Origin of the sequence: Natrinema salifodinae (assembly GCF_900110455.1) — an archaeon.
Lineage (GTDB): Archaea > Halobacteriota > Halobacteria > Halobacteriales > Natrialbaceae > Natrinema > Natrinema salifodinae.
This window is the reverse complement of the sequence record NZ_FOIS01000002.1, coordinates 150,340-171,564: the sequence shown is the minus strand read 5'-3', so window position 1 is coordinate 171,564 and position 21,225 is coordinate 150,340. Positions and strand designations below refer to the sequence as shown.

At 66.4% G+C, this 21,225-nt stretch carries 22 protein-coding genes; 7 read left to right on the top strand and 15 right to left on the bottom strand.

Features of this window, described 5'->3' with window-relative positions; all coding sequences use genetic code 11:
• Positions 1–11: 11 nt before the first annotated feature.
• Positions 12–143, bottom strand: a complete 132-nt coding sequence (locus BMY29_RS21780) for a DUF7577 domain-containing protein (RefSeq protein ID WP_449289541.1) — start codon at positions 141–143, stop codon at positions 12–14.
• Between the two features lie 84 nt (positions 144–227).
• A complete protein-coding gene (locus tag BMY29_RS06280) occupies positions 228–863 on the bottom strand; it encodes a DUF8159 domain-containing protein (protein ID WP_049992311.1) in 636 nt (211 codons plus the stop codon).
• Positions 864–957: 94 nt separating this feature from the next.
• Here BMY29_RS06280 and BMY29_RS06275 point away from each other — a divergent pair, with 94 nt between their 5' ends.
• The gene (locus tag BMY29_RS06275; protein WP_049992310.1) at positions 958–2,232 is read left to right on the top strand and encodes a cation:proton antiporter; all 1,275 of its coding nucleotides are present in this window, start codon (positions 958–960) and stop codon (positions 2,230–2,232) included.
• 316 nt (positions 2,233–2,548) lie between these two features.
• Entirely contained in the window at positions 2,549–2,830 is a 282-nt protein-coding gene (locus BMY29_RS06270; RefSeq protein WP_049992309.1) for a DdfA family disk-determining factor, read from the top strand.
• Between the two features lie 214 nt (positions 2,831–3,044).
• On the opposite strand, the gene BMY29_RS06265 is transcribed toward BMY29_RS06270, so the two are convergent.
• Positions 3,045–3,797, bottom strand: coding sequence for a ribonuclease H-like domain-containing protein (locus BMY29_RS06265; RefSeq protein WP_049992308.1), 753 nt, complete (start codon positions 3,795–3,797; stop codon positions 3,045–3,047).
• Positions 3,798–3,933: 136 nt separating this feature from the next.
• Entirely contained in the window at positions 3,934–4,623 is a 690-nt protein-coding gene (locus tag BMY29_RS06260) for a DUF7504 family protein (protein WP_049992307.1), read from the bottom strand.
• A gap of 151 nt (positions 4,624–4,774) precedes the next feature.
• Between BMY29_RS06260 and BMY29_RS06255 the strand changes: the two genes are divergently transcribed.
• A complete protein-coding gene (locus tag BMY29_RS06255; protein ID WP_074854657.1) occupies positions 4,775–5,587 on the top strand; it encodes a DUF7547 family protein in 813 nt (270 codons plus the stop codon).
• 63 nt (positions 5,588–5,650) lie between these two features.
• Here BMY29_RS06255 and BMY29_RS06250 read toward each other — a convergent pair whose 3' ends face one another.
• From BMY29_RS06250 to hflX, 3 genes are all read right to left on the bottom strand, one after another.
• Positions 5,651–6,016, bottom strand: coding sequence for a PhlB family protein (locus tag BMY29_RS06250; RefSeq protein ID WP_049990675.1), 366 nt, complete (start codon positions 6,014–6,016; stop codon positions 5,651–5,653).
• The gene (locus BMY29_RS06245) at positions 6,013–7,173 is read right to left on the bottom strand and encodes a thiolase family protein (RefSeq protein WP_049990674.1); all 1,161 of its coding nucleotides are present in this window, start codon (positions 7,171–7,173) and stop codon (positions 6,013–6,015) included. The genes BMY29_RS06250 and BMY29_RS06245 overlap by 4 nt, the downstream gene beginning before the upstream one ends.
• A 148-nt stretch (positions 7,174–7,321) precedes the next feature.
• Complete coding sequence (gene hflX, locus BMY29_RS06240; RefSeq protein ID WP_049990673.1) at positions 7,322–8,623, bottom strand: GTPase HflX; 1,302 nt, start codon at positions 8,621–8,623, stop codon at positions 7,322–7,324.
• Between the two features lie 370 nt (positions 8,624–8,993).
• On the opposite strand from hflX, the gene BMY29_RS06235 reads away from it, so the two are divergent.
• Positions 8,994–9,311, top strand: coding sequence for an FUN14 domain-containing protein (locus BMY29_RS06235; protein ID WP_049990672.1), 318 nt, complete (start codon positions 8,994–8,996; stop codon positions 9,309–9,311).
• A gap of 18 nt (positions 9,312–9,329) precedes the next feature.
• On the opposite strand, the gene BMY29_RS06230 is transcribed toward BMY29_RS06235, so the two are convergent.
• From BMY29_RS06230 to BMY29_RS06200, 7 genes are all read right to left on the bottom strand, one after another.
• Positions 9,330–10,055 (bottom strand): ribosome assembly factor SBDS, encoded by a 726-nt coding sequence (locus BMY29_RS06230; RefSeq protein WP_049990671.1) that lies wholly within the window; start codon positions 10,053–10,055, stop codon positions 9,330–9,332.
• A 246-nt stretch (positions 10,056–10,301) separates the two neighbouring features.
• Positions 10,302–11,060, bottom strand: a complete 759-nt coding sequence (psmA, locus tag BMY29_RS06225) for an archaeal proteasome endopeptidase complex subunit alpha (protein ID WP_049990670.1) — start codon at positions 11,058–11,060, stop codon at positions 10,302–10,304.
• Between the two features lie 4 nt (positions 11,061–11,064).
• Entirely contained in the window at positions 11,065–11,550 is a 486-nt protein-coding gene (locus BMY29_RS06220; protein ID WP_049990669.1) for an Rpp14/Pop5 family protein, read from the bottom strand.
• Entirely contained in the window at positions 11,547–12,239 is a 693-nt protein-coding gene (locus BMY29_RS06215; protein ID WP_049990668.1) for a class I SAM-dependent methyltransferase, read from the bottom strand. Before BMY29_RS06215 ends, BMY29_RS06220 begins: the two co-directional genes overlap by 4 nt.
• Positions 12,223–12,927 carry an RNase P subunit p30 family protein gene (locus tag BMY29_RS06210; RefSeq protein ID WP_049990667.1) on the bottom strand — a complete coding sequence of 235 codons (705 nt, stop codon included), beginning with the start codon at positions 12,925–12,927 and terminating at the stop codon, positions 12,223–12,225. The genes BMY29_RS06215 and BMY29_RS06210 overlap by 17 nt, the downstream gene beginning before the upstream one ends.
• Before the next feature lie 368 nt (positions 12,928–13,295).
• Entirely contained in the window at positions 13,296–14,114 is an 819-nt protein-coding gene (tbsP, locus tag BMY29_RS06205) for a transcriptional regulator TbsP (RefSeq protein WP_049990666.1), read from the bottom strand.
• A gap of 413 nt (positions 14,115–14,527) precedes the next feature.
• Positions 14,528–16,759 (bottom strand): hypothetical protein, encoded by a 2,232-nt coding sequence (locus tag BMY29_RS06200; protein WP_049990665.1) that lies wholly within the window; start codon positions 16,757–16,759, stop codon positions 14,528–14,530.
• Positions 16,760–16,931: 172 nt separating this feature from the next.
• On the opposite strand from BMY29_RS06200, the gene glyA reads away from it, so the two are divergent.
• On the top strand, positions 16,932–18,179 hold the full coding sequence (glyA, locus tag BMY29_RS06195; protein ID WP_049990664.1) for a serine hydroxymethyltransferase: 1,248 nt from the start codon (positions 16,932–16,934) through the stop codon (positions 18,177–18,179).
• 172 nt (positions 18,180–18,351) lie between these two features.
• On the opposite strand, the gene BMY29_RS06190 is transcribed toward glyA, so the two are convergent.
• A complete protein-coding gene (locus BMY29_RS06190) occupies positions 18,352–19,053 on the bottom strand; it encodes a class I SAM-dependent methyltransferase (RefSeq protein WP_049990663.1) in 702 nt (233 codons plus the stop codon).
• Between the two features lie 172 nt (positions 19,054–19,225).
• Here BMY29_RS06190 and BMY29_RS06185 point away from each other — a divergent pair, with 172 nt between their 5' ends.
• Both BMY29_RS06185 and BMY29_RS06180 read left to right on the top strand, forming a co-directional pair.
• Positions 19,226–20,173, top strand: a complete 948-nt coding sequence (locus tag BMY29_RS06185) for a DUF8048 family protein (protein WP_049990662.1) — start codon at positions 19,226–19,228, stop codon at positions 20,171–20,173.
• A gap of 140 nt (positions 20,174–20,313) precedes the next feature.
• Positions 20,314–21,126, top strand: coding sequence for an alpha/beta fold hydrolase (locus BMY29_RS06180; RefSeq protein WP_049990661.1), 813 nt, complete (start codon positions 20,314–20,316; stop codon positions 21,124–21,126).
• The last annotated feature ends 99 nt before the right edge of the window (positions 21,127–21,225 follow it).

Below are 21,225 nucleotides of genomic sequence, written 5' to 3'. Positions count from 1 at the left end.
GGCGGTGTCGGCTACCGTCTGGAATCGGGTCGCGCGGGAAGCTGGCCGAGACAGTTCCGGCAGTAGGTGTAGAGATGCTTGTTTTTCGTGCCACACACCCGGCACGTGACCGGTTCGTCCGACGAGCGAGAACGGGGAGTCATCGTCGGTCGTAGACCACCGGGACGAATAGCCTTTGAACAGACGATAGCAAGGAGGCTCGAAGCGTCACTCGCGACGGGGCACCGTCACTCCTCGGGCGAGACGGTGACGTCGGGTTCGTAGCGCTGGGATTCGATCGTCGTCACGACCAGTTCGCCGTACTCGGCGGCCGTCAGCGCGCCCGCGTTGTACTCCTCGGCCCAGGGGGTCTCGACCGTCGCGGAGCCGTAGGAGGCCGGCGCGTCGTCGAGGATCGTCGCCCCCAGCGCGGCGGCGTCGTATCCGGACTCGATCAGCGCCGCGTACCCGCCCGCAAGCAGGGCGACGTCGTGGACGTTGCCCTCGTCGTCGCGGTCCGTGTTGACGTACTCGAGCGTCAGCACGTCCCGCTCGCGCTCGACCGACTCGACGGTCACGTCGTACTCGCCGAGCGTCGACGCGAGCCCCTCCGGATCGTCGATCTCGGCGCTCGCGAGTTCGGTGATCCGGTCCTCGAGAACGTCCGCCCGCTCCTCGACGGGGAGGTCCGGCACCCGCTCCGAGATCGGCCACTTCTCGTTCTTCGGAAACTCTGTTCCCATCTCCTCGATGCAGCCGGCGGACGCGGCGAGCGCGGCGACCGCGCCCGCCTGCAGGAATCGTCGCCGCGTCGATCCGCGGCCGCTATCGCTATCGCTACCGCTGGCGCTCCGCTCGTCGGTGCCCGACACCCGGCGGTCCATACGCGTTGTCGCACCGTCCCGAGTCAAAGGCATTCGTTCTGCAAACGCCGGCACCGAGATAAAGGACCGATTTCGCATAGGTGTCATCGCCCCAATGGCCCTCGAGCTGTACAACGTCGGCCTGATCGTGATCGGCGTCGCGCTGTTCGGCGTCGCCGTGCTCCCCCGGTTCGTCTCAGACCGGGCGATTTCGATGCCCGTCTTCTTCGTCGCGCTCGGCATGCTGCTGTTCGGGCTGCCGATCGGTCTCCCCGCGCCCGACCCGCTCGAACAGGGGACGACGACCGAGCACCTCGCTGAACTGGGCGTCATCATCGCCCTAATGGGCGTCGGACTGAAGATCGATCGCCCGCCGGGACTGCGCGCCTGGGCGTCGACCTGGCGACTGCTGGTGATCACGATGCCGCTCTCGATCGCCGGAGCGGCGCTGCTGGGCTGGTGGACCGGCCTAGTCGTTCCGACGGCGGTCTTGCTGGGCGCGTGTATCGCGCCGACTGACCCGGTGCTGGCGTCGGAGGTCCAGGTCGGCGGCCCGGGGATGGGAAGCGAAGCGGAGTCCTTAGAGGAGGCAGCCGGACAGCAGGACGAAGTCCGGTTCGCGCTCACCTCCGAGGCGGGGTTAAACGACGGGCTCGCCTTTCCGTTTACGAACCTGGCGATCGCGCTCGCCCTCGTCGGGCTCGCGCCCGCCAACTGGGCCGGCGAGTGGCTCATCGTCGACGTCGGCTACCGGATCGTCGTCGGCGTGACCGTCGGCCTCGTCCTCGGCTACGTGACCGCCAGGGCCGTCTTCGCCTCGAGTCCCTGGGGCGAGACCCCGCTGGCGGCGTCCGTCGAGGGGCTCGAAGCCATCGCGGGCACGCTACTCGTCTACGGGGCGACCGAACTCGTCGGCGGCTACGGGTTCATCGCGGTCTTCGTCGCCGCGCTGACGATCCGCCACTACGAGCGCTCTCACGAATACAACGAGTCGCTCCACGAGATCAGCGAACTCGCCGAGCAGGTGATGATGGCGATCATCATGCTGTTTTTCGGCGGCGCGATCGTCGGCGGCCTCCTCGAGCCGCTGACCCGCCAGGCGCTCGTCGCGGCGGTCGCGATCGTGTTCCTCATCCGGCCGCTCGCCGGACTGATCGGCTTCCTCGGGTTCGAACGCGACCCCGTCGAGCGGGCGACGGTGGCCTTCTTCGGCGTGCGCGGCATCGGGTCGTTCTACTACCTCGCTCACGGGCTGAACGAGGCGGCGTTTCCCGACGCCGACATCCTGTGGGCCACCGTCGGCGCCGTTGTCCTCATTTCGATCGTCGTCCACGGCATCACCGCCACACCCGCTATCCGCTGGCTCGAAGCGCGGGCGGAGGCGTCGTAGCCCGTTGGGGTTCCTCGGTCCGCTCGCCCGAGGAAAGCCGTCCCGGCTCCGGAACGTGCTCGAGTCGAATTCGTCCGCTCGTCGAAGCCGCCGACCGTTTATACCGGGTCGGGTGAAACGCCGATATAACAGAATATTACGGCGAACTATCACTCCCTGAATAGTTTTATATAGTTTGATGGGAATAAGATTAGTTATTAATTAGCGACCAATAAATACCCTATACACCATACATGGGCTCTAGAGCCCAAAATTGTAGCCCAATCTCGGCTTGGGGCCAGAGGATTTATATCCGGTCGCCGTAAGAGTCCGGCCGATGCTACTCTCAGTGGATCGTTCGGATGTGACAGGCGGGCAGTCAGTAAGTTTCGACGTCATCGCTGCCGTCGCCGAGCGCGAAGGGGTGGATCCGACGGAACTCGAGCCGCCGGAGTACCAGGCGCTCTACGACGTCGTCAACCCCGAAGCGCTCGATGCACTCTTCTCGAACCGCGTCAACGGTCGACAGCGACCGACCGGCCACGTCGAATTCCCCTTCTGTGGTTACCACGTCGTCGTCACGAGCGACGGCGACGTCGAAGTCTCCGACCTCGAGTAAGTTTCCTCCCGATCAGACCGGTCACGCACGGTTCTCGAGTCGCGTCCGCCAGGCGAACGGGAACGGGCGCGACTCGCCGCTCTCCGAATCGACGAATACCTGTACGGTTCTCGTCGCTGTCGTCGCCCGCGTGCGACCGGATTCGGGAGCGCTCGCCGTATGGACGCGCGCTCCGAGCGGAGACGGATAACAGTAAACGGCGTCGGCGGAGCGCTCAGTCGTCGGCCGTCGCCGCCGCGAAGACCTGGTCGTGGAGCCGGTCCACGACGAGTTCCATCAGCGGTTCGAGATTTACCGTGTCGGCGCGGTTGTACTCGACGAGCGTCTCCAGGGCGGCGTCGTCGCCGGCCTCGTACTCGCGCCAGAGGCGGACGGCGTCTCGGCCGCTGATATCGGGCATATCGCGGTCGATGCCGAGATCGCGTTCGATCGCCTTTAGACCGCCGTCGAGCCCCAGTTTCTTGCAGGAATACATGAGATCGACGTGGGGCAGGTCGACGTCGACGTCGAAACAGGTCTCGAGGAACGGGACGTCGAACCGCTGGCCGTTGAACGTGACGAGCAGGGCCGACTCGTCGAGTTCCCGCTCGAGGCGGTCGCTTGTGAGGTCGCGGTCCTTGACGAACGTCTTCGTCTCGCCGTCGCGGTGGAGGCTGACGGTCGTCACGTCGCTGCAGGAGGCGTCGAGGCCGGTCGTCTCGATGTCCAAGAAGCAGGCCTCGTCACTGACGTTCTCGTAGCACCGCCAGCGGCTCGAGGCCGGCAGCGCCTCCGCGAAGACGGAGACATCGCCGCGCTCGAGGTGGGACCGCCCCTCGTCGATGAAGGACTCGATCCGGTCGGAAAGCGTCGGGCCGACGACGCTGCCGTCGAACTCGTCCCAGTGGGTAACGCCGTTCGCCCAGAGCTTCCGTTCGGTGGCTTCCCCGACGCCGCGGACGGGAATGAAGCTGTTCTCGATTCGCACACCCGATCAGGGGCACGGAGCGGGTAAAAGCGCTTGGATCGACCGCGCAGAGCGGCCGTGGCGACCGCGTTCCCGGCCTCGAATCGTCTAGATTGTATCCGACCCCTGTCGGACAGGCGTCGATATCGTCCGGTGACTACGAGCGCTGCCCGGCCGAGACCGCCAGCCAGTCGGTGGGTGCGTCCGCCTCCTGAAGGGACCACCGCTGTTCGTCGGCGCCGTCTCGGGTTCGCACCGTGACGACTGCATCGAACAACGGTTCCAGCAGGGAGACGGCGTCGTGGTCGGGTGCGATCGGCAGGTGATAGTGGCCGATGCCGTCGGCCTGGTCGACCCGCGTCGTCGTCACGTGGAGCAGCCGGAACACCGCCTCGGCGTCGTACGCCTCGAGAAGCGGCCCTAGCGAGTCGACGCAGACGCGAAGCGACGCGGGCTCGAGACCGCCGTCGCTGTTGCCGCCGGCGGCCGAATCGGCGAACGCATCGATCGCCTCGACGATCTCGATCCCGAGCGCGCCGATCGCTGACGCCGTAGTCGGATCGAGCGTCGCGCTCGCGCACTCGATCGTTTGGACGCGATCGGTCTCGCTTTCGTCAACCGGTCCGCAGGAAGCCTGGTCGGTCTCGCGTTGCCCTACTGCCCTGACGAACAGTCGAAACGGCGCCTCAGCTGCCGATGCGCCCAGGAACTGCCGACAGACCGTTTCGTGTGCGCTCGTCGCCTCCGACCCGACGAGCAACACGTTACATCCCTCCCGCTTGAGCGTGCCCAACGCCCGCGTGACCGACGCACGCACCGGTGCGGATCGCCCTCCCTCGTCTTCCATGCCGTTCCATGGGACTCCCGAGTCGGCAATAAGAATTGTGGCTATCTTACGCGTCGAACCACGGACCACGAACCGCGGACGGGGAAACAGACCGAAAACCCACGGTCGGCACACCGGCCGGCTTTTTCAGCGGGGCGGCCGTAGGTCGCGTATGGCCGACGACCGCGACGACGAACTCGCCGACGCCGTCCGTGACCTGGCGCGGACAATCGACGAGTTACGACGGGAACTCGACGGACAGGAGACGCGCCGCCGGCCGCCGCTGCGACCGCCGACGCCGCGGGAGCTGCTGCGCTTTACCGACGAGGTCGCGCTCCCCGCCGTCCTGGCCGTCCTCGAGACCAGCGTCCGCGCGCTCGAAGCCTTCCAGCGGGCGCTCCGGATCGCCCGGACCGAACGGGAGGCCCGCGAGCGGACGACGGCGGCCGCCGACGCGACCGGCGAGCGTGCGAGCGAACTCCGAGAGACGACGCTCGCACAGCTCGAGACGGTGCTCTCGGAACTCCAGCGGGCCGCCACGGAGGGCGGATTGCCGGCCGACGACCGCGCCCGCGACCTCCTCTCGGAGGCGCGTGAGCTCCGAGACGATGTGGATCGGCGCCTCCGGGACGCCACCGACCGCGAGACCGGGACTCGATCGACGGCGACGGACCGATCGGCGGCCGCCGGAGACGACCCCGTCGAGATCGACATCGAAGACGGAGCACCGCCCGATTCCGATACGGACGCGGCCACCGGCGCCGACGACGATACCGACCCCGACCCGTCCGTCGACGTCGACGCCGAACTCGAGACGCTCCGGGACCGGTACGGCCCCGACGAAGACACCGCGGAAGACGAACCCGGCGACTCGAGCGAGCGGACCGGCGACGATGACGACGACAGCAATGATGGCGGTGACGGCGATGACGAACCGGGTTCCACTGGGTCCGAAACAGGCGGTACGGGATCCGGTCCTCGATAACTCGGCGGCCGACTCGTCGCTGCGAACGATCCGCGTACCGGAAAAGACGGAACCCGGCCGCGCTTACGCGTCCACCGGCTCGAACCGGTAGCCGTCCCAGTCCTGGCTCTCGGGCTCGCGGATGCCCGCGCCTGGCTCGCGGAGTTCCTCGACGTAAACCGGGCGAACCTCGTCGCCGGTCTCGACATCGCCGGTGGTCAGCTGGCCGATCGCACGGACCGACTCGCCGTCCACGTCGAACTCGACGATCGCCAGGTGGTTCGGTTCGCGGACGCCAGGCGGCGTGGCGGTACTGGTCGTCCAGGTGACGACCTCGGCGGTGTACTCGCTGAGATCGATCGTTTCCTCCGGCTTCGCACCGCCGGGGCCGCGCGGGTGGCCGGGGTAGCTGATCGAACCGTCCTCGTAGCGGATCGCTTCCATCGTCATTGTGCAGCCTCCATGATAGTGGTGATGACGCAGTTGCCGAAGCCGCCGACGTTACAGCACAGGCCCACGTCCGCGTCGACCTGGCGCGGGCCAGCCTCGCCGACGAGCTGTTCGTAGATCTCGACGCCCTGGGCGACGCCGCTGGCTCCGAGCGGGTGGCCTTTGGACTTGAGCCCGCCGGAGGTGTTGATCGGCAGTTCGCCCGTGTCTCGCTCGGTGTACCCCTCTTCGACGAGCTGCCAGGCCTCGCCCTGTTCGGCGAATCCGAGTCCCTCCATCTGGAGGAACTCGAGGATCGTGAACATGTCGTGGAGTTCGGCCACGTCGATGTCCTCGGGGCCGTAGCCGCTCATTTCGTAGGCACCCTTGCCGCTCTCGACGACGCCGCCCATCACGGTCGGGTCCTCGCGCTCGTGGACGACGTGGGTGTCAGTCGCGCCGTCGATCCCCGAGATGACGACGTACTCGTCGGCGTACTCCTCGGCGACCGATTCGGGACAGAGCATGAGCGCCGCCGAACCGTCCGTGATCGGACAGAAGTCGTACAATCGCAGCGGGTCGGCCACGATCGGCGACTCCAGAGCTGTTTCCATGTCGATCTCCTTCTGGAACTGCGCGTTCGGATTGTCGACGCCGTTCTTGTGGTTCTTGACGGCGACCTTCGCCAGGCTCTCACGGGGCGCGTCGAACCGCTCTAAGTAGTGGCGCGCGGTCAACCCGGCGAACGAGGGCAGCGTGACGCCGGTCTTGTACTCGACGGGGTGGGTCAGCGACGCGATGACGTCGGTGGCCTCGCCGGTCGACCGATGGGTCATCTTCTCGCCGCCGACGAGCAGGGTCATGTCGCTGGCCCCGCTGGCGACCGACTGCCAGGCGGCGTAGATCCCCGCGCCGCCGCTGGAACTCGTCTGGTCGACCCGCTGGGTGTACGCCGGCATCGCGTTGAGGTCGTGTGCCAGGGCGTTGGGAACGCCGGTCTGGCCCTCGAACTCGCCGCTGGCCATGTTTGACACGTACAGGTGGTCGACATCGTCTGCGCCGACACCCGCGTCCTCGAGACACTCCTCCCCGGCTTCTGCGAGGAGGTCCGCGATCCACTCCCCCTCGCGTTGGCCGAACTGGGTCATCGAAGCACCGATGATTGCAACCCGTTCCATACCCTACTGGACTCGAATCAGGAATTTATAATGTGGGGGTCGGGAAATCGATCGACGGCTCGCCCTGGACCGCAGCCGGAGGGGCGAACGACGCGGCGAGGGCCGATCGGCGCGCGGTCGCGAACGGGATCGAGAGTGGTCTTGGCGATCATGCCGACTCCGCCGCGGTCGTCCGCAACTCGCTGGCGCGCGAGCGCGCCTGGGAGACGACCGCCGGCCTGGCCTCGAAGGAGACGACGACGTCCTCGTCGCCGTAGGTGACGTCCTCGACGTGGGCGTTGTCGTGGAGCCACGAGACGACGCTCATCGTGTCGTCGGTCATCGGCAACAGGAGCCGCTCGCGCTCCCAATCGGGGAGTTCCCGGTCGATCCGGTCGAGCAGGGCGTCGACGTTCGTCGCCTCGCGAGCGCTGACGGTGACCGGGTTCGGCGCGAGCGCCGAGAGCGCGTCCCGCTTCTCCCGCAGTTCCTCGTCGTCGACCTTGTCGATCTTGTTCAGGACGGTCACGATCGGCGCCTCGTTGCGCTCGTAGAGGGTGTCGTGACAGGTGACGAGCTTCTCGTGGATCTCGTCGACCGGCTCGCTGACGTCGACGACGAGCAAGACCAGATCCGCCCGGTAGACCGAATCCAGCGTCGACTTGAACGACTCGACCAGCCAGTGAGGCAGGTCGCTGATGAACCCGACGGTGTCGGTCACCAGCACGTCCCGCGGCTCGAGATCCGCGCGCCTGGTCGTCGTCCCCAGCGTAGTGAACAGCTTGTCCTGGGATTCGGCGGTCGCGTCCAGGTCAGGGTGGAGATTCTCGTTCTCCTCGACGTCCAGGTCGGCCGCGAGCTGGCGCAGCAGGGTCGACTTGCCCGCGTTGGTGTAGCCCGCCAGCGCGACCAGATCGAACCCGGAGTCCCGACGCCGCTCCCGGCGGTGCTGTTCGGTCTGTTCGATCTGTTCGAGCTCGTCTTTGATGCGGCTGATCTGGGCCTTGATGTCCTGCTCGCGGCTCTCGTCGTACTCGCCGAGACCCATGAAGCCGGGGTGTTCCTCGCGCTTGGCCAGGCTAGTCTTGGCCTCGGCGCGGGGCAGCTCGTACCGGAGTTCGGCCAGCTCGACCTGAAGTTGAGCCTTCCGGGTCTGGGCGCGCTGGCCGAAGATTTCGAGGATCAGCGTGAACCGGTCGATGACCTCGACGCCCTCCGGGAGGAGCTGGCCGAGGTTGTACGTCTGGTAGGGACCGAGCCGGTTGTCGAAGATGACCGTCGTGGCGTCGGTTTCGTCGACTAACGCGGCTAACTCTTCGGCTTTCCCCTCGCCGATCTGGAGGGCCGGATCGGCTCGTCGCGACTGCGTGACCTCGCCGACGACGGTGTATCCCGCCGCGCGGGCCAGGTCGCGGATCTCACTCGTATCGGCCGTCCCCGAATCGACGCGTTTGGCAATGATCGTTTTCATGCGGATGGCTGTGCGGATGCCGGGCGTGGTCGGTCGTGCTCGTTCGAGCGCCGCTCGTCGTTGCTCCCGCGATTCGTCGCTTGCACGCGCCGCTCACGCCGACGTGGCGGGAGCCGCCGCGTGGGCCCGGTTCCGCTAGAGATGCCGGGCGAACACCTCCGTTGAACGAACGCGGTTCATATCGACCGGTACGCGTCGGACCGCCTTGAATCCCGTGCCCGGTCGGTCTCCGATTCGCTCGTCCGGCCGCTGAGCGGGCGATTTGGCGGTTCAGCCGTCCGTCGCGGACCGACGCTTCACCCGGTTCGCGGTCCGCCGACGACGCGGCTACCATAACAGTCATAGGACCTGACTCGAATGGGAGCGAACGATGTTAGACGTGGATCCGACGGCGCTCGGCTTCGAGTTCGGAGGCGGCGCGGCCATCGGGGCAGTCATGGGGTTCGCCGCGAAGAAGATCGCGAAACTACTCGCGGTCCTCGTCGGCGTCCAGCTAATGCTCTTTCGGTACCTCGAATCACAAGGGATCGTGATCGTCGACTGGGACCGGCTCTCGGCCGGCCTGGTGCAGACGGGCGACCGCGCACAGAACGTGGCGGACGTCCACTGGCTCGAGTCGCTCCTCTCGACGCTGTCGATCGGCGCGGGCTTTACCGGCGGCTTCCTGGTCGGGTTCAAGCGAGCGTAGAAAACCCTCCGTTCGCGATCAGCGTGTCTTCAGGTCGTCCTTATCCTTGATGATCTCCGTCTCCGCCTGGCCGCTGGTGTGCTCGTTGACGACGTCGTAGAACTCGTTTTGCAGCCCCGCCGGGAACGTGAGCACGCCGATCCAGGAGCCGTCCGACTGCCACTCCTCGCGCTCTAGGTCGCCGAACTGGCGGATCTTCGCCTGGGCGCTGCCGGCGTGCTCGGCCGGCACCTGGACGGCCACCGTCACTTCCTCGAACCGGATCGGAATGATCGGTCGCAGCGCGTCCAAGGCGTCGTCGACCTGTCCCTCGACCGGTTCCATCGGATCGACGGTGAACCCGGCCTCCTCGAGCGCGTTCTCGATCCGCTCGGGGGGATGGGGCGCGTTGTCCATCTGCGGGTTGACCGCGTTGCGCGTGATGGTGTCGATCAGCTGCTTGCGCTTCTGTTCTTGCATCTCGCGGCGCTGATCGGCCGTGATCTGGATCTCTCCCTGCTTGATGACCTCCGGGATGATTTCGAGGGGCTCCGTCGTGTCGAAGACCGTCTCGAGGTCGTTCTCGGCCGGTCGGTCGCCCCGGGAGGCGTTCTCGAAGACGTCCTCGGCCGCGATCACGTCCTCTAGGTCGCCATCGAACTCGTCGCGTTTGATCGCCAGTGCCGCGTCCGGATCTACGAGTACCTCGAAGCGCGCCCCGTGTGACTCGAGTCGCGCCGTCACCGCCTCGTCGAGCGAAATCATACCAGACGGTTCCCCCGCCAATTAAAAGAGTGTTTCCCGACGACCGCCCGAACGCGGCAGGGAGAAGACCCCGGACGAATCGACTGTGGTCCCGAACCGGCGGACTAGCCGGCCCGGTACGGCAGGCGGCCGGTGACGAAATTGAAACTGGAGGTGGAGTGACAACGGAAGCGAAAACGGACGGAGTAGGCGAAAACCGATCCTCGCCTCGAATCCGATTCGACTGCGGCGACGACTCGGGAGTCGTTACTCGTCGGTCTCCTCGTCCTCGCCCTCGTCGAGGAGGTCGTTCTCCTCGAGGTGGTCCGCGATCCGGTCCTGCTCGAACTGTTCGAAGGTCTCGGTCTCGGCGTCGACAGTCGCCAGGCCGACTTCGCTGGGGAGCAAGGACCCGTCGTTGACCGACGCGAGCGCATCCAGCGCCAGCTGGATGCCGCCGTCTAAGTCGGCCTCGTCGTCGTAGTTCTCCTCCAGGTAGTTCTGGAGTTCGCCGCGGTCGGCGCCGACGGCCAGGGACTTCCACTCGTAGGGGGTCCCCGACGGGTCGGTCTCGAACAGGCGCGGCTCGCCGTTCTCGATGCCGCCGACGATCAGCGCGACGCCGAACGGGCGCGCGCCGCCGACCTGCGTGTACTGCTGGATGTGGTCGGTGACTTCCTTGGTCAGCGTCTCGACGCCGATCGGCTCGCCGTAGCGCAGCTGGTTGACCTGCGTCTGGCGGCGCGCGAAGTCGATCAGCTGGCGCGCGTCAGCGACGTGGCCCGCGCTGGCGATGCCGATGTGGTCGTCGGCCTTGTGAATCTTCTCGACGCTCGAGTCCTCGAGCAGCGGCGAGGGGACTCGCTTGTCGACGGCGAGCACCACGCCGTCGGTCGTTCGAACGCCGATACTCGCGGTCCCTCGCTTGACTGCCTCGCGAGCGTACTCGACCTGGTAGAGTCGGCCGTCGGGCGAGAAGATCGTGATGCCGCGGTCGTACGCCTGCTGTTGGGCTTGTCCCTGCATAGTATCACGCTAAATCGTAATCGAGGTCTGTCGCACCCGTGAACGCCTCATCGAGTCGCACGTCCCCAACGCCGTCCCGCAGGACGGCGACTCGCTCCTCGTTCCCGAACACGACGTTTCTCTCTTCGGAATCTTGCCCGCGGCGTCCTAAATAGTTTTCTTCAGCGGCACGGATCGTGCCACTGATACCGCGGACCCGAACGCCGACGGGAGCCCCGTCGATCTCGTCGATACAGGCCAACGCCGCCCGCGCCGGCTCGGCCTCGCCGCGGCGGACGCGGATGATCGCTTCGCCGGTTCCCTCCCCGAACGAGAACCGTACGACCGTCAGGTCGGCGTCGGCGCTGCCCGGATCGCCCAACAGGTTCTGGCCCGCGTACCACACCTCGCGCTGGAACGCTCGCCTGGCGATCCGCTCGTCCGGCCACGTTTCGAGTTCGATAGCGAGGTACCGCCAGCGCGGCCGGAGGTGTTTCGGGAGGTGTTTCATTCCTCGGCCGGCGCTTCGTCGACGTCGGCCGCCGTCGGGCACCGCTCCGCGACGAGCACGCCCACCTGATCGTGGACGCGCTCGACGGCTGTCAACGAGAAGCCGGCGTCGGTGAAGGCGTCCGCGAGCGCGCCGACGGTCGCGGGATCGTCGACCTCCGGCGAGTAGAACGGCTCGTCCGGATCGGGCTCGCCGAAGAACATGACGTCCCCGAGGACGAATTTCCGGGGTTCGAGGTCGGCGATGACGTCGATCGCCTCTCGCTTCTCCGGATCTGAGAGGTGGTGCATCGCGAAGTTCGAGGTGACGATATCCACGCGAGCGGAGCGAGTGGGGGCTCGAGGCGTCTCCGACGACTCGGTGTCGGCCGGCCCGTCGTACTCCGGCTCACGGAAGGTACCGTGATCGAATTCGACGTTCTCGATACCCTTGTCGGCGGCCTTCCGCTCGGCTTCTTCGAGCATTCCCTCGCTGATGTCGCGGCCGACGACGCGATCCGCGTCGGGAGCGATCGCGAGTGCGATTGCGCCCGTGCCGGTCGCGAGGTCGAGCACGACGTCGTCGGCCGCGGGCGCGGCGCGTTCGACCACGAGGTTCGCACAGGCGTGGTACTCGTCGGACTTCGACTCGTCGTACTCGGTGGCCTTCTCGTCGAATCGGGCGGCGTGCTCCTCAATGCTCTTCTTCATATCTCCCCCGTTCGACCCCCGGCTCAATGAACGACTCGGACTGGATGCGCCGGTTGCGCTCGGCCAGGCGGCCCCACTCCGCCAGGCCCTCCTCGATAAACTCCCGAGAGAAGCCGAGCTGTTCGCCGAGGGCGTTCAGTTCCCGTGGCGCCCGCAGTTCGAGGTGTGAGGCCGGATCGGCGCTGACGACGTAAGGGGCGTCGTAGTGGGCGACGATCTCGCGGAGCTTCCGCAGCGACTGGATGACCCGAACGCGGCGGCCGCCGCTCCGTCGCAGGACGCCCGAGAGGTTGAACTCGATGCGAACGCCGTTCTCGACGGCGGCTTTCACCATGACGTGATTGACATCGCCGTCGCCGGCCATCGGATGCGCGAGCACGTCGACCTTCGCCTGTTCGACGGCGAACCGGTTCATCGCGACGGTGCCGCCGTGAATTCCGACGATGGTCTTCGAGGTCCGGTGGTTCCCCACCGCGCCGCTGGCCTGTTGCTGGTCGTCGGCCCGAATTTCGATCCCGTCCACGACGTCGATCCCGTACTCCTCGCGGATCCGTTCGGGATCGTAGTCCGCTCGGCCGTCGGCGTGATTGCGCACGATCACGCCCTCGAACCCGTAGTCGGCCGCCGTCTTGGCGAGCCTGGCGACCGTGCTCTGTCCGTCGGGATGGGCGTGGACGGCCTCGTACATACCCGATCCCTCTCGCGGCGGTGACTTGGGGTTTGCGTCATGCGTCGAACGAAAACCCGTGGCCGAGAGCACGCTCGCCGGCACCAGGCGAGTGTGCGGTTCGGGGGAGGCAGGCGGTCTACCAGTATGGCCACGAGTGACCGGAGCGAACGAGCGGGCCGACGGCTGATATGGAGTGACGCGAAGCGTCACGAAACGGGAGAAGGAATGTTTTCGATCGAAATTTCATCGGGGGCCGGCGAAGACGGCCCGTGGTTCGAAAGGCGCGAAGCGCCGTTCGTTACTAAGCGGGACCGAAGGTCCCGCGAGGTCCGCGATCACGAGAGAGCTTCGCTCTCTCGAACGACAGCGCAAAATTTCGTTTTTCGTCAGTTGAGAATCGACTGTGCGACCGTCGCGAGCTGGCCGTTGTCGGCCTCCTGAAGGCGGTCGTCGCCGATCTTCAGGCGCAGGCGCGGACGGCCGACGTCGATCGGGACCTTCTCGGTGTCGATCAGGCCCATGTCCTCGAGCTTGGTCTTGGTCCGGGAAAACGTCGCCTTAGAGGCGATGCCGACGTCCTCGCCCCACTTGCTGATGTCGTAGAGCAGGGCCTCGTTCTTGGCCGCGACGAGCAGGGAGATGGTGACTTCGTCCAGGCCGTCGCCGTCGCCGCGAGCGGTTTCGAGCGAATCGAGGATGGCGGTGAAGTCTTCTTCGGCCTCGGGACTGATCTCGTCGGAGAGGGTCTCGCGGACGTCCGTGATCGGCGGCGTCCGGAGGTTGAAGTCGTCGGCGTCGTCCCAGCGGGCCGCATAGGTGTCGTAGGTGTCCGCGACGAAGCTCTCGTCGTCGGTGACGAGTCCGCCGACGCGGTCGCCGGCGTGGACGATGGCGATGACGCGGTCGTCGGTGATGACCAGCGAGTTCTCGGGTGCTTCCTCGAGCGTTCGCAGCGCGAGCGCGTCCTCGCTGATGAGGTCGGCGGCGTTCGAGGCGACGATGAAGTCGTCCATGACGTCTTTCAGGGTCCGTTCGTCGGCAAGCATGTGAACCGACGGGAGGTCGCCGTCGAACGCGGTCGCGACCGAGACGAACTCCTCGATGGCGTCCCGCGACGGGTTGACCACGTACACGTCTCCGCTTGCATCTTCGAGCAGAGACTCGAGTATATCGTCAATCTGGTGGTTGAGTAAATTCGAGGTCATGCCTATACAGAAGTAATCGAGATCACCGTACTTAATTTTGGTGGCCGTTTTCAGGGCAGAACTTCTCCTGCGGCGTCCCTACCGGTAATTTTTGTCCCGCAACCCATTAGTTCGCCGACGAAATGGCGAGAGGACATCCAGACGCGGACCGCAGAGTGGAAACGTGACAACTCTCCCATAAGGGAGGTGTTTACAACTAGCATCTATTTTCGCATCGGCAATAAGTATATACGGGAAACGTGTTATTACGCTATCGTATGGGTGTTCCACGCAACCGACTGTGGCAGGTCGCCCACGAATTGGTCCCCTCCACGCGAACGAGGCCAGGCACCGAGCGAGCGAGCGGCCCGGTCGCGGTGCGAGCGAAGCGAGTCAGTACGTACGGCGGTCCGTAGACGGGGTCAGGCGGTCGGTCAGCGATCGAACTGCGGCCAAAGGTCGTCCGACCAGTAGATGTCCCCGTCGTAGATAACCGACGCCTCCGTTTCTTTGAGGATGGTCGCCACCTCCGACTCGGTCAGGGTAAAGTTCGAGTCGTTGCCACAGAGGTAGGCGTACTCGTTGTCCTCGGTGTGGGGGAAGTAGTAGTGGCCGGTCACGCGCGTCGAGTAGCAGTCGACGGTCAGGAGGAACCGCCGCTCGTCGCCGGCGCTGTCGTCGAGTTCTTCCAACGTCGCGGTCGTCGGGGGTCGGTGGTCGCCCTGGGTCAGCGAGTGGGTTCCGTCCCCGACGACGGCGTAGTCTTTCCCCATCATGATCCGCCGGCGCGCGAGTCCCATCGCGCGTTCGATGCTGAAACCGTGAACCAGCAGTTTGGCGAACGTAGAACCGACCTTGATGGCGTGGTCGTTCAGGACCTTGGTGAACGTCACCGCACCGGCGACGGCGCCGTTCTCGACCAGTCCCATTCCCTCGTAGAAGGATCCACAGGCATTGAGAAAGAACGTCTGCGTGTTACAGCGGTCGAGATTCGACGCGGAGAGGGTTCCGTCCGGGCAGCGGAGCCCGTCGGTTTCGCAGTGACCGATGTAGTGGACGAAATCGTGGGCGTCCTCGAAGACGCGGGCGAGCGCGTCCGTCCCGAGCGATTCCGCGACAGTGACGTCGATCGAGCGCTCCTCGGCGCGCTGCCGGTAGATCTCGGCAACATCGTCGTGCTCGCCGGCCATGTCGGGATCGTTCAGGACGACGCAGATCGACGTCGAATCGCTCGCCCGCTCGAGGTAGTCGAGCCGGTTCTGGTAGGCCGCCGGAGTGGACTTGAAGACGTCGATCGGGACGCCGTCGGCGAGCCAGCCGTGGGTTCGCCCGTTCCGGAGTTCCGGTTTGACGATGTCGACCGAGGCAACCCGACCGGTGCTCGCTCGCCGAGTCGCAGTATTTTCATCGCGCGCGTTTGCCTGCGGCCGATCGTGCCGTCGGGACCCGGACGCACCGCCGCGGTAGAAGTCTTCGAGCGAACGTTCGACCAGTTCCCTGCCCGCGAGTTCGGAGGTCCGCGGCGTATAGATCATGCTCACCCGGTCGAGCAGGAACGGTAGCGTCTCGAGGGCGTCGTAGTCGGGCGCGACGTACGTCGAGAGGTGCCAGTCGGGGAGCCGGTGTTTGATCGCCGCGTACGGGACGTCGAGGTAGGTCGCCAGGCGGTCCTGGGGCGACGCCTCGTAGAGCGCGTCGGCGTCGAGTTCGAGCGCCTCGAGGAGGCTGTACTCCGCGAGGGTCGTTCCGTGGGGGCCCGCGTTCCGGACGAGACAGTCGAGAAAGAAGGTCTTCCGGAGTAGTCGCTCGACGTCGCGCTCTAAGTCCGGCATCGGCGAGAGCGGTTCCTCGATCGCGCGATCGACGAGTCGCAGCCGTGGCCGGTCGCGTTTCGAGCCGGAACGCGGGCCCGGATCTGCTCCCGAACCCAATCGCGACCCAGATCCCGATCCCGGCCGAGGTCGATCGCCGAACGCTTCGTCGGTCGTCCGCACGGTCGCCTGCAGGTAGTACGCCAGCGGGGCGGTGACGAACAGCGACTCGTAGTCGGGCGGGACGAGCAGTTCGATTCCGTGATCGGGGGTGTCGGAGCGAATGCAGTCCGAAATCTCGAGTTCGTCACCGCGTTCGAGCAGCGAGGGATGGCCTCGGAGCGTCGGATAGGACCGGTCCGGTCCGGCCGTCTTGTGCGAAGCGGCCAGGTGAGTGATGGCTTCGGCGACGGCCGCCGGATCGTCGGGAACGGTGATCGTCCCCGCGGGAAACTCGTGGCGACAGCGCACGCCGAGGATGGTACGGGTCCGGTTCGGAAAGGAGACGACGATCGACTCGTAGTCGTCGGTCCGCTCGATCGTCGCTGCGCCGGAAAACCGGAGGTAGGCCTTGATATCCGTGTCGATGTCGACGACGTACTCGCCTGGCGACAGCGATAGCGGATCGCCGCAGGGATCGAGTTCGTACTGCTCCTCGAGTCCGAGCGAGAACGCGTAGACGACCGCATGCGGGAACCGGAGTTCGTCGGTGGTCAGGGCGACCGTTTCGTCGACCGGGCGCGGAATGTCGACGCCGGTGTCGTCGACGACGAGGTCGGCGCCGTCGACGGTGAGTTCGGCGTTGTCGGCGTCGGTGACGTGGAGGGAGTCGCCATCTACCGCCCACTCTATCATTCAGTTGGCCGAATGTCACTCCGGTAAGTTAGTTGTATCGGGGTCGCAGCGGCGACAGATAGCGGCCGGCGTCGGCCCGCCGGCCCGGGCCGATTCCGGCCGGAAGCGGCAATAGTGGCTCCACTTGCCGAAGACGGGTACACTTATACAGCCGCCAAACCGCAGATTGGATATGGACCACGACCAGGTTCGCGAGGTCGATCCCGCCGTCGCGGATGCACTCGAGGGCGAGGTAGACCGCCAGCGAGAGACCCTGCAGATGATCGCCAGCGAGAACCACGTCAGCGAGGCCGTCATCGACGCGCAGGGCAGCGCGCTGACGAACAAGTACGCCGAGGGCTACCCCGGCGAGCGCTACTACGGCGGCTGCCAGTACGCCGACGAGGTCGAAGAGCTCGCGATCGATCGCGCGAAAGAGCTATTCGGCGCCGAGCACGTTAACGTCCAACCCCACTCGGGCACACAGGCCAACCAGTCGGTCTACTTCGCAATGCTCGAGCCCGGCGACAAGATTCTCTCACTCGATCTCAACCACGGCGGCCACCTCAGCCACGGCCACCCGGCGAACTTCACAGGCCAGCTCTACGAGGTCGAGCAGTACGAGGTCGATCCCGAGACGGGCTACATCGACTACGACGCCCTTGCGGAGCATGCCGCCGAGTTCGAGCCCGACATCATCGTTTCGGGTTACTCCGCGTACCCGCGCGAGATCGAGTGGGAGCGCATTCAGAACGTCGCCGACGACGTCGACGCGCTCCACCTGGCGGACATCGCTCACATCACCGGCCTGGTCGCCGCCGGCGTCCACCCCTCGCCGGTCGGCGTCGCCGACTTCGTCACCGGCTCGACCCACAAGACCATCCGCTCGGGCCGAGGCGGCATCGTGATGACCAGCGAGGAGTACGCCGACGACATCGACTCGGCGGTCTTCCCCGGCGGTCAGGGTGGCCCGCTCATGCATAACGTCGCCGGCAAGGCCGTCGGCTTCAAGGAGGCCCTCGAACCGGAGTTCGAGGACTACGCCGAGCAGACGGTCGCGAACGCGCAGGCGCTCGGCGAGTCGCTGGCCGACAACGGCCTCTCGCTGGTCTCGGGCGGCACCGACAACCACCTCGTGCTCGTCGACCTCCGCGAGAGCCACCCCGACACCTCCGGCGGCGACGCCGAGGACGCCCTCGAGGAAGCGGGCATCGTCCTCAACGGGAACACGGTGCCTGGCGAGACACGCTCGCCGTTCGACCCGAGCGGCATCCGCGCCGGCACCCCGGCGCTGACCACGCGCGGCTTCGACGAAGACGACTGCCGGAAAGTCGGCGATCTGATCGCCCGCATTGTCGACGCGCCCGAGGACGAAGCCGTCATCGAGGAGGTCCGCGAGGAAGTCGCGACGCTGTGCGAGGAGAACCCGCTGTACGAGTAAGGAGTCGCGCCGAGCTCCCGGACATCAGAAACGGATTTTCGTTTTTCACGGTGCACCGACGGCAGAGCGGAATAGTCACGCACGACGTTCGCCAGTGGTTCTTGCGTGAATTTCGTTCGATTTCCGTCCGGCGAATCCAGGCGGCTCGAGATTCGACGGCGGCCGCTCCTCGTTACCGCTTCTCGAGTACCGCTCGCCACTGCACGTCTCCGTAGTCGGTCGCGGCGACTACCCAGGGCGTTCCGACCGTCGCCTCCCGGAGCCGGTCCACGCTGAACAGCCGAAAGAGCAGCGTTCGGCCGACCTCGCCCTCGTACGTGACGTGGTAGACCCGGTAGGCGAGCCCCGGCGTGGGATCTTCCCGGTAGCCGAAGACGTCGCTCGTGGCATCTAACTCGGGCGCGTAGTTGTCGAGGACGGCGATCGCGTCGGTCGTCGTCACGGACGCGAGGTCCGAGAGAAACTCGCGAACGCCCGCCATCGAGCCGGCTAATCCGAGTTGCGTTCCGATCGCGTGGGCCGACCGGAACTGATTCCGGTCGAAGTGATTGCGGAGGGAGAACATGTCCGCGAGTCGGACGTCGTTCACGCCGCGATCGCGCATCGTTTCGACGAGGCGGTCGCTCACCTCGATCGCGACGGTCTCGAACCGATCCTGATAATAGAGCGCGTCCCGCCCGGCACCGGCGCCCATATCGAGTACCGGCCCCTCGATCCATCGGTCGCGCCAGGCGTCGGCGTCGTGGTCCCCGAAGTACCACTCCTCGATCCGGTGTTCGCGCACGTCCGCGCCGTCGCGGTCGAGGAGCGGTTCCGATCGCTCGCCGAGGTAGTGGTCGCGGACGGCGCGACCGAACGGATCGGCGTCCGTCATATGCCGTGACACGCCACCGATTCAAATAACGCTACGATAACATTCGGTAGCATTGATCACAGGTCCGTCTCGAGGCCGCGCTACCAGCGTTAGCCCCCGTTGAGGAGACCCCATCTGCCCCTGTCACTCGCCGGCACGCGGCTTTTCCGCCGGGTCGGCGTACCGCCGCGCAATGTCCACGCGTCCGACCGGCACGATTCTGGACGACGACCGGCTGCTCGAACTTCGAGAGACCGAGGAGACGGCGGCCTCGGAGCTGGCGGTCGAACTGACGCCGGTGGCCGAGCACATGGACGCCGAGCGCGGCGACCACGTCGACTGGGACGTCGACGAGTACGAGGACCAGGCGATGCTCGTACTCAGCGGCATCCCCGAGGCGGCCACCGCCGACGCGCCGTACCCGCGCCAGCTCCGCGAGGAGGACGGCGAGATCGTCGCGCCCGTCCCGGACCCGCTGGTGCGCGCCGAACCGCCCGAGGGGCTGGGGATCGATCTCGAGGGCTACGACGCCGATCGGCCGCTGCTGTTCGACGCCATTACGACCGGCGAGACGATCGGTCTCGTTCCCGTCCGGTTCGACGATGGAGAACCCTACCGGGCCGAGCGGCTTCCGGACGCCGCCGAAGACAGCGACCCCATCGCGGAGGGGGTCATCGAGCGCGAGGACCGCGGCGATCCGACGCCCCGGCCGGAGACGATGGACGCGCCGATCGACGCCGACGTGTTCGGCTCCGTGCTCGCCGACCACGAGGTCGCAGACGGCGACGTGATCGGGATCCTCGAAGCGATCGAGACCCACGATCTCGTGGGGACCGGCGATCACGTCGCCGGCGTCCCGCCGCTGTCGGTCGACGAACGGGCGGTCTGTCTGCTCCCCGAGGACGTCTGGACCGACCGACTCAGCCCCGAACTCGAGGCCGAGGGTGTCGGCGTGGACCCCGACGCACTGGCGGCCGCCCGCGCCGTCCACGAGCGCCAGGCCCGCGAACTGATCGACGCGGCCGGGACGACCGACTACCAGGGGATCGACGACGAGTACGCGCTGGTCGTGAGCGACGCCCGCGACACCGCCGAGTGGGAGGTTTCGGAGCCGGGGACGGCCGATCGGGGCGGGAACTGACCGGGTTCCGTGTCGTCACCGGCTCCGCCGTCGAGCGGTCGTCACCGGACCGGCAACGCACCGGAGGCGACTCCGACCGAGATTCGATTCGGTTTCCGCTTGACACATCTTTTTCTATTCGTTTAATGTTATCAGTTCGCATGGCTTCCGACTCGGCGACCGCGATGTATCGGACCAGGCCCGACGCACTGACGACGGACGTCGGCGAGGGACGACCCGTCGTCTTCGCGCACGGGACGTTGATGGACCGGACGATGTTCGCGCCCCAGCTCGAGGCCCTGCGAGACGAGTACCGGGCCGTCGCCTACGACCTGCGGGCGCGGACCGATCGGTACGCGCCGGGCTACGACCTGTGGGACCTGGCCGACGACTGCGCCGCGCTGCTGGACGGAATCAACGAGGACAGCGCCGTGATCGCGGGGATGTCGATGGGCGGGTTCACGGCGCTGCGCTTCGCGCTCGCGTATCCGGAGCGCGTCGACGGACTCGTCCTGATCGACACGACGGCGGTGCCTCACACCGACGAGGAGCGAGAGACGTTCAGCGAACTCGTCGACCCGTTCGAGGGCTCTCGCGACCCGATTCCGCGCGAGCTAGCCGAGGGATCGACGGCCGAACTGTTCGGCGAGACGACCCGGGCGGAGAAGCCCGACCTGGTCGAATCGTGGGTCGACCGCTGGGCCACCTACCCCGGCGCGGCAGTGTATCACGAGCTCAATTCGTGGCTCGGCCGCGCGGACGTGACCGATCGGCTCCCCGAGATCGACGTGCCGACGCTCGTCGTCCACGGCGAGGAAGACCCCTCGCTGCCGCCCTCGCGGGCCGAACCGATGGTCGAGGAGTTGCCCGACGCCGACCTGGAACTGATCCCCGAGGCCGGCCACACCGCGAACCTCGAGCGGCCCGATCTAGTCAACGACGCGATCAGGTCGTTCCTCGACGAGCGGTTCTGACGGCGATTATATCCACGTTCGTGCGTATTCACTAGCACGTCGACGCTCATTCTGCGCACGAATCCGAGGGTTGATTAGCCTCGCGGGCACCAACTCGAA